This window comes from Streptomyces orinoci (genome assembly GCF_003121295.1).
GTDB lineage: Bacteria > Actinomycetota > Actinomycetes > Streptomycetales > Streptomycetaceae > Streptomyces > Streptomyces orinoci.
This window is the reverse complement of record NZ_PHNC01000035.1, coordinates 21,504-36,544: the sequence shown is the minus strand read 5'-3', so window position 1 is coordinate 36,544 and position 15,041 is coordinate 21,504. Positions and strand designations below refer to the sequence as shown.

The 15,041-nt window shown below is 71.7% G+C and carries 14 protein-coding genes; 10 read left to right on the top strand and 4 right to left on the bottom strand.

Annotated elements, in window-relative coordinates:
* The first annotated feature begins 71 nt into the window (after positions 1-71).
* On the top strand, positions 72-1,961 hold the full coding sequence (locus CV755_RS31485; protein WP_109284012.1) for a DUF2075 domain-containing protein: 1,890 nt from the start codon (positions 72-74) through the stop codon (positions 1,959-1,961).
* 461 nt (positions 1,962-2,422) lie between these two features.
* Here CV755_RS31485 and CV755_RS31475 read toward each other — a convergent pair whose 3' ends face one another.
* Both CV755_RS31475 and CV755_RS31470 read right to left on the bottom strand, forming a co-directional pair.
* A complete protein-coding gene (locus tag CV755_RS31475) occupies positions 2,423-3,253 on the bottom strand; it encodes a pentapeptide repeat-containing protein (RefSeq protein ID WP_109284009.1) in 831 nt (276 codons plus the stop codon).
* 492 nt (positions 3,254-3,745) lie between these two features.
* On the bottom strand, positions 3,746-4,327 hold the full coding sequence (locus tag CV755_RS31470; RefSeq protein WP_241561519.1) for a helix-turn-helix domain-containing protein: 582 nt from the start codon (positions 4,325-4,327) through the stop codon (positions 3,746-3,748).
* 45 nt (positions 4,328-4,372) lie between these two features.
* On the opposite strand from CV755_RS31470, the gene CV755_RS31465 reads away from it, so the two are divergent.
* The 6 genes from CV755_RS31465 (at position 4,373) to CV755_RS31440 (ending at position 8,196) form a co-directional block, all read left to right on the top strand.
* Positions 4,373-5,152 (top strand): AzlC family ABC transporter permease, encoded by a 780-nt coding sequence (locus CV755_RS31465; protein ID WP_109284007.1) that lies wholly within the window; start codon positions 4,373-4,375, stop codon positions 5,150-5,152.
* The gene (locus CV755_RS31460; RefSeq protein WP_109284005.1) at positions 5,149-5,457 is read left to right on the top strand and encodes an AzlD domain-containing protein; all 309 of its coding nucleotides are present in this window, start codon (positions 5,149-5,151) and stop codon (positions 5,455-5,457) included. The genes CV755_RS31465 and CV755_RS31460 overlap by 4 nt, the downstream gene beginning before the upstream one ends.
* A gap of 158 nt (positions 5,458-5,615) precedes the next feature.
* On the top strand, positions 5,616-6,029 hold the full coding sequence (locus CV755_RS31455; protein ID WP_241561518.1) for a cell division protein SepF: 414 nt from the start codon (positions 5,616-5,618) through the stop codon (positions 6,027-6,029).
* Positions 6,030-6,053: 24 nt separating this feature from the next.
* Positions 6,054-7,217, top strand: a complete 1,164-nt coding sequence (locus tag CV755_RS31450; RefSeq protein WP_241561517.1) for an AAA family ATPase — start codon at positions 6,054-6,056, stop codon at positions 7,215-7,217.
* A 2-nt stretch (positions 7,218-7,219) separates the two neighbouring features.
* On the top strand, positions 7,220-7,618 hold the full coding sequence (locus CV755_RS31445; RefSeq protein ID WP_109283998.1) for a nucleotide pyrophosphohydrolase: 399 nt from the start codon (positions 7,220-7,222) through the stop codon (positions 7,616-7,618).
* 119 nt (positions 7,619-7,737) lie between these two features.
* Complete coding sequence (locus tag CV755_RS31440; protein WP_109284309.1) at positions 7,738-8,196, top strand: DUF6099 family protein; 459 nt, start codon at positions 7,738-7,740, stop codon at positions 8,194-8,196.
* Between the two features lie 11 nt (positions 8,197-8,207).
* Here the strand turns inward: CV755_RS31440 and CV755_RS35000 are convergent, their stop codons facing one another.
* Entirely contained in the window at positions 8,208-8,549 is a 342-nt protein-coding gene (locus CV755_RS35000) for a hypothetical protein (RefSeq protein WP_153068780.1), read from the bottom strand.
* A gap of 368 nt (positions 8,550-8,917) precedes the next feature.
* Here CV755_RS35000 and mmuM point away from each other — a divergent pair, with 368 nt between their 5' ends.
* Genes mmuM through CV755_RS31420 form a run of 3 tightly spaced genes read left to right on the top strand, consistent with a single transcriptional unit; the run spans position 8,918 to position 13,966 of the window.
* The gene (gene mmuM, locus CV755_RS31430; RefSeq protein WP_109283993.1) at positions 8,918-9,826 is read left to right on the top strand and encodes a homocysteine S-methyltransferase; all 909 of its coding nucleotides are present in this window, start codon (positions 8,918-8,920) and stop codon (positions 9,824-9,826) included.
* A 34-nt stretch (positions 9,827-9,860) separates the two neighbouring features.
* The gene (locus CV755_RS31425; RefSeq protein ID WP_109283990.1) at positions 9,861-11,330 is read left to right on the top strand and encodes a 3' terminal RNA ribose 2'-O-methyltransferase Hen1; all 1,470 of its coding nucleotides are present in this window, start codon (positions 9,861-9,863) and stop codon (positions 11,328-11,330) included.
* Positions 11,327-13,966 carry a polynucleotide kinase-phosphatase gene (locus CV755_RS31420; RefSeq protein WP_109283988.1) on the top strand — a complete coding sequence of 880 codons (2,640 nt, stop codon included), beginning with the start codon at positions 11,327-11,329 and terminating at the stop codon, positions 13,964-13,966. The genes CV755_RS31425 and CV755_RS31420 overlap by 4 nt, the downstream gene beginning before the upstream one ends.
* Before the next feature lie 85 nt (positions 13,967-14,051).
* Here CV755_RS31420 and CV755_RS31415 read toward each other — a convergent pair whose 3' ends face one another.
* Positions 14,052-15,014: a helix-turn-helix domain-containing protein gene (locus tag CV755_RS31415; RefSeq protein WP_109283986.1), complete on the bottom strand. Its 963-nt coding sequence runs from the start codon at positions 15,012-15,014 to the stop codon at positions 14,052-14,054.
* Between the last annotated feature and the right edge of the window lie 27 nt (positions 15,015-15,041).

Below are 15,041 nucleotides of genomic sequence, written 5' to 3'. Positions count from 1 at the left end.
CCACACCGGTGGAGTCTCGAAGGACACGCCCCCACCCGCACGAGTCACTTCGTGCTGCCTGGGGGAAGCCCGTGCTGTTCCGCGCGTCCGCGAAGACGGTCGCCGTCATGACGCTCGACGGTTCGCTGTTCCTGCACCTTGCCGATCAATTCGTCCATATGCACGGCTACCGGCCCGGCACCTCGGAAGTGCGTTCCTGGGAGCGGAGCATCCCCGTGCTGGCCGCCGCGCTCAACGAGGCCGGTCTGGGTGATGTGGAGGTCATGCTGGAATACGCACTTCCGCTCAACAGCAAGCGCGCCGATGCTGTGCTGGCCGGGGTGCATCCGGTTACGGGGGAGCCGTCGTACGTCGTCGTCGAGCTGAAACAGTGGAGCCAGGCGCTGCCGCACGAGGACGACCCGTCCTTGTGCCATGTCGGCGCTTATACGCACCCCGTTCTCAATCCCATTGAACAGGTGCGCCGTTACTGCGAGTATCTGGTCAACTTCAACGGGGCGGTCGCCGATCACGGCAACCGGGTCAGCGGAGTGGCGTTCCTGCACAATGCCACCGAGTTCGGTGTGTCCGGGCTGCGTGAGATCGAAGGTGACGGCCATGGACTGCTCTTCACCGCGGAACGCCGCGGCGCCTTCCTCGACCATCTCCGCACAAGGCTGAGCGACAAGCATCCAGGGGCCCGCGAGGCGGATCAACTGTGCGCGGGCGCCACCGTGCCGTCGAAGCAGTTGATGTCCGTGGCCGCCGAAGAGGTGCGTGAACGCAAGCAGTTCGTTCTCCTTGACGAACAACAGGTCGCTTACCGCATGGTGCTCAATGCGGTGGAAAAGGCGAAGCACGCGGACCACAAGGAAGTCGTCATCGTCACGGGCGGCCCCGGCACCGGCAAGAGCGTGATCGCACTTCAACTGCTCGGCGACCTGTACCGGCGCGGAGTTCCGGCGCTGCACGCCACCGGTTCACAGTCGTTCACAAAGACCATGAGGAAGGTCGCCGGAGCCCGTAAGCGGGAAGTCCAGGACCTGTTCAAGTACTTCAACAGCTTTATGACGGCCGAGAAGAACAGTCTGGGCGCCCTTATCTGCGATGAGGCGCACCGCATTCGGGAGACCTCGGCCAACCGGTACACCCGTGCCGAGCAACGGACGGGCAGGGCACAGATCGACGAACTCATTGACGTCGCCTATGTGCCGGTCTTCTTCCTCGACGAGCATCAGGTGGTGCGACCGGGCGAGATGGGCACCGTGGCGGAGATCAAGGCGGCAGCGGCGAAGCGGGGTATCCGGTGCCATGTCGTCCCGCTGGACAGCCAGTTCCGCTGCGGTGGCAGTGACGCCTACCTGCGCTGGGTGGTCCGGCTTCTCGGTCTGGAGCAGGGTGGGCCGGTCACATGGGAACCCGACGGCCGGATGCAGCTGCTGGTCGCCGACAGCCCGCAGGAGATGGAGACGCTCCTTGAGTCCCGCCGGGCCCAGGGATACGGCGCCCGCATGTCCGCCGGCTACTGCTGGCGTTGGTCCCCGGAGCCAAAGCCGGGCGCCCCTTTGCCGCCCGATGTGGTCATCGGTGACTGGGCCCGGCCCTGGAACCTGCGTGGCGACCGTTCCATCTCGGGGGCGCCCCCGGCCGCGTTGTGGGCGACCGACCCGGCTGGATTCGGGCAGGTCGGTTGCGTTTACACCGCCCAGGGCTTCGAGTACGACTGGTCGGGCGTCATCATTGGCCCCGACCTGGTCTGGCGTGGCGACCGTTGGGTCACGGACCGCACGAAGTCCAAGGACCCGGTATTCAAGAAATCCACCTCGGACGCCGAGGTGGACCGCCTGATCCGGAACACGTACAAGGTGCTGCTGACGCGGGGCATGGTCGGCACCATCGTGTACTCGACGGATTCCGAGACCCGGCACAAGCTGAGCGAGCTGGTAAGCGGTCGGCTGGAACGGCAACCTGCCACGGTCTGATCCGCCGCCCGGATTCAGCCCTGAGGCTCCGGTTGCTCGTTCACTGCGGGTGCACCTCGTCCGGCCGCCGCTTGCCAGTGGTACCCAGCTTGGCGACCCTCACCTCGGAGGGCGCCGAGGCGGCAGTGCCGACCATCGGCCGAAGGCGCACTGTCGACGCCAGTTGGCCATGGGCGCGGCAGGTCATGGAGGACTGTTTCCCCGTCATCACCGCTGACGGCCATGAGATCTGGTGGGACCGCACGCCCGGAGCGCGGCAGCTGATGCACACGACCGGTGACGGCGTGGATGTGCTCACCTGCCTCGGCCTGCACACCCACGGCCGGATCGCGCCCGCCCTGGGCCCGGGCACGGTTGCGCCGTCCGGTGCCGGGGGTGGACTCAAGGGGCGTAGTGCACTTCACGGCCGGGGAAGCGCACACCGAGACCCCGCCGGACCGTGAGCCCGCTGCCGCCGCGCGTCACCAGTGCGCCGGCCGCTCCAGACCGGCCGGCAGCCGGGTGGTGCCATCGCCGCGGGCCGCGTTGAGCTGGGCCTGGGTGAGGAAGATGGCGCCGGTCAGATCGGCGCCGCTGAGGTCGGCATCGCGGAAGTCGGCGCCGATCACATCCGCCTCGCGCAGATCGGCCTTGCGGAGGTCGGCCGCGATCAGATACGCCCCGCGCAGACTGGCGCCCCGCAGCTTGGCCCCGGTCAGCCGGGCGCCCATCAAGTCGGCGCCGCGGTGGTCCTTCTTGCGGCCGGGGACCTTCTCCCGGACCAGTTCGCTGGTGCGCAGCAGCAGGGTGTTCACCCGGGCCCGCAGGGCCGGTACGTCCAGCCCGGTCAGCGAGTCGGCACTGCCCCGGGTGAGGCCGTCGATCTCGGTACGGGCCCGGCGCAGCTCGGTGTGGACCGGGCGCGCGGCGGGCAGGGTGAGCGCCTCGGATACGTACCACAGCAGCTCGTGCAGCTGCCGCATCACCGGGAAGACCTCGAACATCTGCCGGGCGCCGCCCGGCTCCCGGCGCCAGTCCCGGCCGCCGAAGGTGAGCTGGGAGACCTTCTGGCCGGCTCCGAAGCAGTCGAAGACGGTGCACCCGGAGAAGCCGCTCTGCCGCAGCCGGGCGTGGATGCCGCAGCTGAAGTCGGCCTTCAGATTGGCGCAGGGCGTGCCCGCGTCCTTGTTCACCGCGAAGTCCGCCGAGGCCGCGAAGGGCAGCGCCACACAGCACAGCCCAAAGCAGTTTCCGCAGTCGGCCCGAAGGTCGGGACGGCTGTCGTCGGTGCCGGTGGCTTGGCGCTGGGACAAGGTGGCTGGTCTCCTGCCGGGTGGCGAGCGGGCCGGACTGCCGCGCTCGGGACCTTGCCATTCTCGCCGACCGGCGCGGGGCGAGTACGGCCGCCTGGGGTGGCCCGGCTCACAGTGGCGGGCCACCCAGGGCCCGGGCGTGCGTCATGGGCCATGTGCCGTTGGACGCGATCGGGCGTGCGCCATCGGACGGGCCCCCGTCGGACGGCGTTGGGCCTGCGCCTTCGGACGGGATCGGGCATGCGCCATCCGAAGGGCTCCGTCGGACGGGATCGGGTCTGCGCCTTCGGACGGCCCCCGTCGGACGGGACCGGGCCCGCCTTCGGACGGAATCGGGCGTGCGCCAGGCGTGTGCCGTCGGACTGGCTCCGTCGGACATGCCGCGTCAGACCTGCCTGCCGCATCAGATCCGTCTGCCGCGCCAGATGGGCTCCGGCGGGCGTACCCAGCCAATACGTGCCCCATCAAAACGTGCCCGCCAAACCCACCTCCTCAGACGTGCTCCATGGTCAGGAACACCACCGTCCCCGCCGCCAGTGCCCGGAAGACATGCCGCGCGTCCCCGGGGTAGCAGATGTAGTCGCCCGGACCCAGCTCCACCGGTTCCCCGGCCGGGCCCAGCAGTGCCCGTCCGGCGGCCACCACCGCGTGCTCCAGCGCTCCGGCCATATGCGGCTCGGATTCCCGGACCGCCCCCGGTTCCAGGCGCAGCAGATACAGATCCCGCCGGGCGTGCGGCGGACAGGAGCTCAGCAGGGTCGCGGTGTGCCCCGGACGCTCGGACGGCACCGTCACCCCCTCCCCGGACCGCAGCACCGTCACCCGCGGCCGTGGTGGATCGACCAGCCTGCTGAACGGCACGTCCAGGGCGACCCCCAGCGCCCAGAGCGTCTCCACGCTGGGATTGCCGGTGCCGGATTCCAGCTGGGAGAGCGTGGACTTCGCCAGCCCGGCCCGCTTGGCCAATTCGCTCAACGACAGCCCGGCGCGCAGGCGTTCGGCGCGGATCCGGGCCGCTATCAGGTCCAGCGGGGGACGGGCGGCCGAGGCGTTCCGTTCGCTGTGTCCTTCCACTTGTTCTCCTTGACGAACATCGGTTGTCCGTTCACCATAACGGCCATGCGTTCGCTCTGGAATACGCTCGATCGCCAACTCCGGCGCGACATAGGCGCGGTGGGCCTCGCCATAGGTGTGGTGGGCGCCTCTTTCGGTGCCATCGCCGTCGCCGCCGGACAGTCCCCCTGGATACCGCTGACGATGTCCGCCACCGTCTTCGCGGGCGGCGCCCAGTTCACCGCGCTGGGCATCGCGGCCGGCGGCGGGACCGCCGCCGCGGCCGTGCTCGCCGGGCTCATTCTCAACGCCCGTCTCCTGGTCTTCGGCCTCTCGATCGCCGATGTCCTCCAAACCGGCTGGCGCGCCCGCCTGTTGGGCAGCCACCTGCTGGTGGACCAGGCGGCCGCGTTCACCCAGGCCGAACGCGATCCGCTCCGTCGCCGGGCCGCCTACCTCGGCTGCGGAGTCCTGCTCTACCTCACCTGGAACCTCGGCACCCTGCTGGGCGTACTGGCCGGACGCGCCATCGGCGACCCCCGGGCCCTGGGCCTGGATGCGGCCGAGCCCATGGTCTTCCTGGCCCTGGTCCTGCCCGCGCTGCGCGAGGCCCCCGCCCGCCGCTGCGCCCTGGCCGGCGCCGCCCTCGCCCTGGCCACGGCGCCCTTCCTGCCAGCCGGACTGCCCGTCCTACTGGGCCTGTTGGGCCTGGTGGCCGCCCGTCACACCAGCACGGAGCCGGTTGCCGACGCCGGCACGGAGCCGGTTGCCGACACCAGAGCCGATCCGCCCACCGTCCGCAGCACCGATGCGGCCCCCGCGCCGAGGACGGCGGACGACGCATGACCCTCCCGGCCATCCTGCTGCTCGCCCTGGGCACCTACGGACTGCGCCTGTGCGGCCCGCTGCTGCACAGCCGCCTCACCCTCTCCGCCCGCACCCGCGTGCTGCTCGCCCGTTCCGGAGTCGTCCTGCTGTGCACCATGGCGGCAACCTCCGCGCTCACCACCGGACATGGCTTCGCCGGCTGGTCCCGCCCGGCGGGTGTCCTGGTCGGTGCCGCCCTCGCGCTGCGCCGCGCCTCCTTCCTGGTCGCGGTCCTGGCGGCGGCCGCCACCACGGCGGGGCTGCGGCTGCTGGGGCTGCGATAGGCGCCAGGGGCCCGTGCGACGACGGCCAACGGCCCATGGAGAGGCAGACCGTCCGGACGAATCGGGCACCGCGCGTGTCATTCGGCCGAATGGGGGCACCCGGTTCCCTAAAATCGCGGGATGTACATATCCAGCACGTTCCCCGGAGGGGTGATCCGGTGAACAGGTCCGAGGCCACCGACGAGCAGTGGGAGGGACTGGCCGAGGTGGTTCCCTTGCGCGGTTACCACACCTGGCCGTCCTGGGCCAACCATCGGGCGCTGCCCGAGGGTGAACCGGAGACGGCCGCGCGGCAGCGCAAACTCGTCGTGCTCCGGGTGCAGTTCTTCGCCGACGCCCGTGAAGTGGCGGAGCACCTGATCGCGGGCACGCCGGTGCTGCTCGACCTCACCAGCGCCGACGCCGATGTCGCCAGGCGCGTCCTGGACTTCTCCAGCGGGGTCGTCTTCGGGCTGGGCAGCGGCATGCACCGGGTGGACACCAATGTCTTCCTGCTTGCGCCCGAAGGAACCCAGGTGGCGGCGGCTTACCCCGATCGTAGGAAGAACGAGCCGGTGAAACGGTTTGGCTGACGGACGGCCGCCTACCGTCCGGGCATGGACGCAAGCCGTGCCCCGATGGCCGTCATCGCCCCGCCCCACCGGCCCGCCGTCACCGAACTGCGGCTGTCCGCCTTCAAATCGCACCGTAACGCGGTCTATCCGCTGGCCCCGCTGACGCTGTTCCGCGGGGCCAGCGGCAGCGGCAAGTCCAATGCCCTGCAGGCATACCAGGTCCTCGCCCGGCTGGCCGGCGGCGAGCCGCTGCACACCGCGCTGGCCCCGGTGACGGGCGGCCCCGCCGCCTGTGTGCCCCAGCAGGCCCGGCCGGACGCCCAGGGCCGCCGGGGATTCCGGATCGGCTGCACGGTGACGGGCCCCGCCGGGCCGGTGCGCCTGGATCTGGCCGTCCAGGCGGAGCCCGAACTGCGGGTGGTGGGGGAGCGGCTGACCGGCGCCGGGCGCACTCTGCTCAGCACCGCGCTGCGCGACCCGGGCCTGCCCAGGGTGGAGGCCGCCTGGCACACCGCCGGCGCGGTGCCGGTCACCCGGGCGCCGCTGCCCGACGACCGGCTGGGCACGGCGCTGCTGCCGCTGCGGGTGGCCGGCAAGACGGCCGGACAGCGGCTGGTGCTGGAGGCGGCCGAGCAGATGCTGATCGCGTTGCGGTCGGTCTTCGCCTGCGATCCGGAGCCGGAGCTGATGCGCGCCCCGGCCGAGGCCCGGGACACCCGGCTGCGCGGCGTCTGTGACAACGTTGCCGCGGTCCTCGGCCGCACCCGCCAGGAGTGCGCCACCCGGCACGCGGCCCTGGTCACCGCGGCCGCGGCGGGCTGCCGGGGCCCGGTCCAGGGCCTGACGGTGCAGGCGCTGGACGGTGGCCGGGTACGGGCGGTACTGGCGCGCGGCGCCGGCGCCCCCACGCCCCTGGACCGGCTGGGCGATGGCGAGCTGCGCTATCTGGCGCTGTGCCTGGTCCTGTTGACCGGGCCGGAGGTGCTGGCGGTGGACCAGGCGGCCGAGGTACTGCCTGCCCGGCAGGCGCTGACCGTGCTGGCGGACGGCCTGGACCGGTGCCTGGACGACGGGCAGTCCAGGGAACTGCTGGCCCTGGCGGCGCGGATGTGCGAGCGGGGGCACATCAGACTGGTGGGCACGGTGGGCGGGGAGGCGGCGCGGTCGGTGGCAGGAGTGCCGGGTGCGGCGGTGGTAGACCTGTGAGGGTGAGCGAACATCATCAGCACCCCCAACCCTCCGATGACCTGGGCACCTTGCGGCGCCGGCTGGCCGATTTCGCCGCGGCCCGCTCCTGGCAGCCCTACCACACCCCCAAAAATCTGGCCATGGCGCTGAGCGTCGAAGCCGCCGAACTGCTGGAGATCTTCCAGTGGTTGACGCCCGAGGAGTCGGCCCGGGTGATGGCCGAGGAGGCCACGGCGGCGCGGGTACGGGACGAGGTCGCCGATGTCCTGGCCTATCTGCTGCAGTTCTGCGAGGCGTTGGGGATCGATGCACCGGCGGCGCTGGCCGCCAAGATCGACCGCAATGAGCGGCGGTTTCCGGTACCCGGCGAAGGGGCCGCGGAGGGCCATAACCCCCAACTTCGTCACTCTCCGGAGTGATTGAGTTGTCCACAGCGGATTTGGTATCCACAGATTTCTGAATTCCCCTGGCTTTTCCGGCGGTTAGTCATCACTCTGGGTAGTGGCAGCGGGCGGACGGAAAACATGGGGGCGTGGGCATGGACGCGGTGCGGTTGATCGAAGCCACCCGGCTCGCCCTGGCGCGGGCCGGGGGAGTGCCGGAGATCGTGGCCGAGGCATGGCAGACACAGGCACTGGCGCAGGCGGTCGGCGGACATCTCGCCGTGCACGGCGCCTATGAGGTGCGCTCGGCCGCCCGGGGGCTGAGCGAGGCCGGGGGCAGGGCCTCCGGCGCACTGCGCCAGATCGCGGCGGGCGCCGGAGGCTTACGGGCGGCTCAGCTGTCCACGGTGCGCGAGCCCTGGGAGGCGCTGACCGACCTCGGAGTGTTGCTGGGCGAGGTGGGGATCGCCCTGGTGGGAGTGGCCTGTTCCTGCGAGGAGGACGCGCTGTACTGGCAGTGCATCGAGGCAATCGACGCCGCCGATGAGACCAGCGACCGGGTCAGCGGGCTGCTCAGACGGATCGCCTTACGAGAACGGGGAGGTGCGGCGTGAGGCCGCCGGGCTCAGCCGGTGGCGCCGCCGGCCTCGGAGTCGCCGGCGGTGTCAGTGGCGGCGTCGGAGGCGGCATCGGTTTGGGCATCCCGCTGGTCCGGCAACGGCCGCTGGGCGGGGGTCTGGGCGGATGCCTCGTCGGACGGCTGTGTGGACGGCTGGGCGGACGGGGCGTCGGACGGCTCGGCGAACGGCTGGGCGGACGACTGAAGGTCCGCGTCGAGCTGCGACAGATTGGCGTTCAGCTCTGCCATCAACTCCTCCATCTGCTGCAACAGGCCCTTGGGCGCACCCTGGCGCGGGGCAGCGGCCTGGCTGGGCAACGCCTCGTCGGGCACGGCTTCCTGGGTCATGGTGGCCTCCTCGGCCCTGGCCCTCCCGGTGTGGGAGAGCAGCAAAGCGATCAACGGCTCCGGCAAGGGGCACCGGTGCGCGGGCCGGGCGGTCCGGCTCCGCCGGGGCCAACGATCTCCCGGCGCGCCGGATACTGGCCGATAGCGGGCCGGCCGGAGCGGGCCGGGGAATTCACCCGGCAGAGGCGGAGCCGGGCAGGGCCCAAGTTGCCTGGTTGACGGGTGTTCGAGCGTGCAGGATGGGCGCATGGACCATCCGGCGACGTCCCGCCATGGAACTGGCAGTGACACTCTGAACGGCCCGCATACAAAGTCCCAATCCGGTTGGGAGCCACACCCGGTGGCAGCCGGAAGAAGAGGAAGGACCGATGGCCGGATCCACCACCTCACTCGCCCAGGCACTCGCACAGCGAACGCTGGTGCTTGATGGCGGGCTGTCCAACCAACTGGCCGCTCAGGGCTGCGATCTCTCCGATGAGCTGTGGTCGGCACGGCTGCTCGCGGACGATCCCGGCCAGATCGAACGGGCCCATACCGCCTATCTGCGGGCCGGCGCCCAGGTGTTGATCACCGCCAGTTATCAGGCCACCTTCGAGGGGTTCGCCCGGCGTGGGGTGGATCGTGAGGAGGCCGCGGCGCTGCTGCGCCGCAGTGTGGAGCTGGCGCGCCGGGCGGCCGGACGGACCGCCGGGGAGGCGTGGGTGGCCGCCTCGGTCGGGCCCTATGGCGCCATGCTCGCCGATGGCAGCGAATACCGCGGGCAATACGGGCTGGACGAGGAGGAGTTGGAACGCTTTCACCGGCCCAGGGTGGAGGTGCTGGCCGGGGCCGGGCCGGATGTGCTGGCGCTGGAGACGGTGCCGGATGCCGTGGAGGGCCGGGCGCTGCTGCGCGCGGTCCGGGGCTGCGGGGTGCCGGTGTGGCTGAGCTACAGCTGCGCCGGTGAGTACACCAGGGCGGGGCAGCCGCTGGCCGAGGCCTTCGCCCCGGCCGCCGGGAACGAGCAGGTGATCGCGGTGGGCGTCAACTGCTGTGAGCCACGCGATGTGGACCGGGCCGTGGAGATCGCGGCAAGGGTCACCGGAAAGCCGGTGGTGGTCTACCCCAACAGCGGGGAGGGCTGGGACGCCCGGGCCCGGGACTGGCGCGGCGGGGTCACCTTCGACCCGGCGCGGGTGGGCGCCTGGCGGGAGGCGGGGGCCCGGCTGGTCGGCGGCTGCTGCCGGGTGGGGCCGGAACTGATCAGGGAGTTGGCGGTGCTGCTGGAAAACGATTAGCTGGGTGAGTAAAGAAGCGCCCATAATCGGGCGGGTGTTCTTGACGATTTCCACCACCGGTGATTCCGGCCGCCCCGCGACCGACCTCGGCTTTCTGCTGCATAAACACCCCGAGCGGGCGCAGCGGTTCTCCACCGCGCAGGGCACTGCCCATGTGTTCTACCCCGAGGCCACCGAGGAGCGGTGCACGGCGGCCCTGCTGCTGGAGGTGGATCCGGTGGCGCTGGTACGGCGCGGCAAGGGCAAGGGGCGCGGGGGAGCGCCCGACTCGGCGCTCGCCCAGTATGTCAACGACCGTCCCTATGCGGCCTCGTCGCTGCTGGCCGTGGCGCTGGCCGGGGTGTTCTCCAGTGCCCTCAAGGGCCAGTGCCAGGCCCGCCCCGAACTCCCCGCCCGCCTCCTGCCCTTGCGGATAGTGGTGCCCGCGCTGCCCGCCCGGGGCGGCCCGGCGCTGGTGGAGCGGCTGTTCGCCCCGCTGGGCTGGAAGGTGACCGCCCAGCCGGTGGTGCTGGACGAGAACTTCCCGCAGTGGGGCGACTCCCGCTACGTCTCCCTGACACTGGAGGGCGAGTCCACCCTGGCCGAGGCCCTGCGGCAGCTGTATGTACTGCTGCCGGTGCTGGATGACGCCAAGCACTACTGGGTGGCCGCCGATGAGGTGGACAAGCTGCTGCGCCATGGCGAGGGCTGGCTGGAGAACCACCCCGAACACCGCCTGATCACCAACCGGTTCCTCACCCGCCGCTGGTCACTGACCAGGGACGCCCTGGAGCGGCTGGCGCTGGCCCGGCTGGCCGAGGCCGATGACACCGAGGCCGGGGAGCTCGACAACGCCGTGGACGAGCGGGCCGACACCGAGGACAAGCCGCTGCCGCTGGCCGTACGCCGGCGGGAGGCCATCCTGGCCGCCCTGCGCGCCTCCGGCGCCGCCCGGGTGCTCGATCTGGGCTGCGGACAGGGCCAGTTGGTGGGCGAACTGCTCAAGGACGTCCGCTTCACCGAGATCGTCGGAGTGGATGTCTCGGTGCGCGCCCTCAAGGAGGCCGCCCGCAGGCTGCGTCCGGAGCGGATGGGAGAGCGGCAGGCGGCCCGGGTCCGCCTGCTCCAGGGTTCGCTGGCCTATACCGACCGCCGCCTGGCCGGGTATGACGCGGCCGTGCTCAGTGAGGTCATCGAGCATCTGGACCTGCCCCGGCTGCCCGCCCTGGAGTATGCGGTGTTCGGCGCCGCCCGCCCCCGGACGGTCATCGTCACCACGCCCAATGTGGAGTACAACGTCCGCTGGGAGTCGCTGCCCGCCGGGCATGTCCGCCACAGCGACCACCGCTTCGAGTGGACCCGTCAGGAGTTCCGCGACTGGGCCGGCGAGGTGGCCCAACGCCATGGCTACGCCGTGGAGTTCACCCCGGTCGGCCCCGAGGACCCCGAGGTGGGTCCGCCCACCCAGATGGCCGTCTTCACCCAGCAGCGCACCAGCACCGGCAAGGAGGCCGACGCCGCATGAGCACCACCAGCACGGCCCCCAGCACGGCCCCCGAGCGCCACACCCTGGGCATACCCGACCTCTGTCTGGTGGTTCTGATCGGATCCACCGGATCCGGCAAGTCCACCTTCGCCGCACGGCACTTCAAACCCACCGAGACCGTCTCCAGCGACTTCTGCCGTGGCCTGGTCAGCGATGACCCCAACGACCAGAGCGCCAGCACCGACGCCTTCGACCTTCTGCACTACATCGTCGGCAAGCGGCTGGCCGCCGGCCGGCTCACCGTGGTGGACGCCACCAATGTCCAGTCCGAGGCGCGCAAGCAGCTGATCGCCCTGGCCCGGGAACACCATGTGCTGCCGGTCGCCATTGTGCTGGACATCCCCGAGGAGGTCTGCGCCCAGCGCAACGCCTCCCGCCCCGACCGGGCCGCGCTGCCGCGCCGGGTCATCCAGCGCCACCAGCGCGAACTGCGCCGCTCGCTGCGGCACTTGGCGCGTGAGGGCTTCCGCAAGGTGCACCATCTGCGCGGGGTGGCCCAGGCCGAGGCGGCCGAACTGGTGCGGGAGCGCCGGTTCAACGACCTGCGCCACCTCACCGGCCCCTTCGACATCATCGGTGACATCCATGGCTGCCGCTCGGAGCTGGAGACCCTGCTGGACAGGCTGGGTTACACCCTCACCTGGGACGGCTCCGGCCGCCCCGTGGACGCCGCGCACCCCGAGGGCCGTACCGCCGTCTTCGTCGGCGACCTGGTGGACCGCGGGCCGGACAGCCCCGGGGTGCTGCGCCTGGTGATGGGCATGGTGGCCGCCGGGCACGCGCTGTGCGTCCCCGGCAACCACGAGAACAAGCTGGGCCGTTACCTCGGCGGGCGCAAGGTGCAGCACACCCATGGCCTGGCCGAGACCATCGAGCAGCTGGAGCGTGAGGAGCCCGAGTTCCGGGAGCGGGTCCGCTCGTTCATCGACGGACTGGTCAGCCACTATGTGCTGGACGGCGGCGGCCTGGTGGTCTGCCATGCCGGTCTGCCGGAGAAGTACCACGGCCGCACCTCCGGCCGGGTGCGCTCACACGCGCTCTATGGCGACACCACCGGTGAGACCGATGAGTTCGGCCTGCCGGTGCGCTACCCATGGGCTGAGGAGTACCGGGGCCGCGCCGCGGTGGTCTACGGCCACACTCCCATCCCCCGGGCCGGCTGGCTCAACAACACCATCTGCCTGGACACCGGCGCCGTGTTCGGCGGCCGGCTGACCGCGCTGCGCTGGCCGGAGCGCGAACTGGTGGATGTACCGGCCGAGCAGGTCTGGTACGAGCCGGTGCGGCCGCTGGCCGCCGACGCCCCCGGCGGCGCCGATGGGCGCCCGCTGGACCTGGCCGATGTCTCGGGCCGACGGGTGGTGGAGACCCGGCATATGGGACGGCTGGCGGTGCGCGAGGAGAACGCCGCGGCGGCACTCGAGGTGATGAGCCGCTTCGCCCTGGACCCGCGGCAGGTCCTCTATCTGCCGCCCACCATGGCCCCGGTGGCCACCGCCGGTGAGGAGGGCTATCTGGAACACCCCCGGGAGGCCTTCGCCGCCTACCGGGAGGAGGGCGTGCGGCAGGTCATCTGCCAGGAGAAGCACATGGGTTCCCGGGCGGTGGTCCTGGTCTGCCGCGACCAGGAGGTGGCCCGAGAGCGCTTCCACACCCCCGAGGGTGTGGCCGGCGCGGTCCACACCCGCACCGGACGGCCCTTCCTGGACGACCCGGCCCTCACCGGCCGCCTCCTGGACCGGGTGCGCGGGTGCGTGGACGCGGCCGGGCTGTGGGAGGAGCTGGAGACGGACTGGCTGCTGCTGGACGGCGAGTTGATGCCCTGGTCGCTCAAGGCGACCGGACTGCTGCGCAGCCAGTACGCGGCGGTGGGCGCCGCCGCCCGGACGGTCTTCCCCGCCGCGCTGGACGCGCTGGAGTCGGCGTCGGCACGCGGAGTGGACGTCGCCGAGCTGCTCGGCCGCCAGCGGGAACGGGCCGCGGACGCCCGGGCGTTCACCGAGGCGTACGGTCGGTACTGCTGGCCGGTCGGCGGCGAGGGCGAGGGCGATGGTGCCGGTGCCGGTGACGGGGGCCTGGAGGGCATCCGGCTGGCGCCCTTCCAGATCCTGGCCGCCGAGGGGCGCAGCCTGGCCGCGTTGCCGCATGACCGCCAACTCGCCCTGATCGACCGGATGATCGCGGCCCAGGGGCCGCAGGGGCGGCTGCTCACCCCCACCCGCCGGCTGGTCGTGGACACCGAGGACGAGACCTCGGTGGCCGAGGGCATCCGGTGGTGGCTGGACCTCACCGCCGAAGGCGGGGAGGGCATGGTCGTCAAGCCGCTGGCGGGGCTGGTGCGCAAGGCGGACGGGCGGCTGGTGCAGCCGGGTGTGAAGTGCCGGGGCCGGGAGTACCTGCGGATCATCTACGGTCCCGAGTACACCCGTCCGGAGAATCTGGCCCGGCTGCGGGTACGGCACCTGGGGCACAAGCGGTCACTGGCGCTGCGGGAGTACGCGCTGGGGCTGGAGGCGCTGGACCGGCTGGCGGCGGGGGAGCCGTTGTGGCGCGTCCATGAAGCGGTGTTCGCGGTGCTGGCGCTGGAGTCGGAGCCGGTGGACCCCCGGCTCTAGGCCGGTGCCGGTGCATGCGCCTGCGGCGCGTATTCCGCCCACCCGCCCGCCCGTTGCACTTGTCGCGTAACGGGCGGGCGGGTGCTCAGCTCGCCCTCCGGCGGAAAGCCCGCCGGTACTCGCTGGGGGCGACCCCCACCACGCCCGCGAACCGCCGGCGGAAGTTCGCCGCCGTGCCCAGGCCGCACAACTCCGCCACCCGGTCCACCGATTCATCGCTGTTCTCCAGCAACTCCCTTGCCCGCGCCACCCGCTGGACCTGAAGCCACTGCATCGGGGTGGTGCCGGTCGCCGCCTGGAACCGCCGGGCCAGGGTGCGCGGGCTCATCCGCGCCCGCCGGGCCAGGTCCGCGACCGTCAGCGGTTCGTGGAGCCGGCCCGCGGCCCACTCCAGCAGCCGCGCCAGCGGATCGTCCACCCGCCCCGGCAGCGGTGCCTCGATGAACTGCGCCTGGCCGCCCGGCCGGTGGGCGGGGGCCACCAGCTGCCGGGCCACCGCGTTGGCCGTCTCCATCCCGAAGTCCTCGCGCACCAGGTGCAGACAGACGTCGATGCTCGCGGTGGACCCGGCTCCGGTCACCACATCGCCGTGGTCCACATAGAGCACCGAGGGCTCCACCCGTACCGCCGGATACCGTTCGGCGAGCAGCGGCGCATAGCGCCAGTGGGTGGTGGCGGCACGTCCGTCCAGCAGCCCGGTGGCGGCCAGGGTGAAGGCACCGGAGCACAGCGAGACCAGCCGCGCCCCGCGCCGGTGCGCGGTGCGCAGGGCCTCGGTGAGTTCCCCCGGCGGGTCGCCGTGCACATCCGCGGCGCCCGGCACCAGCACCGTGTCGGCGGTCACCAACTCCTCGGCCCCATAAGGGGTCCGGGCGCTGAACCAGTGCATCGACCCCGCCAGGCCGTCCCGCTCGGTGCCCACCGCGCAGAGCTTCAACTCGTACCAGTCTTCGGGGGTCTCGATCCGGTCGTCCCCGAAGATATGGCAGGGGATGGCCAGTTCGAAGAAGGGCAGTCCATCGGTGACCGCCACGGCTATCGAAGGCATGGCAGCAATGTACCGGGCATTGTCATT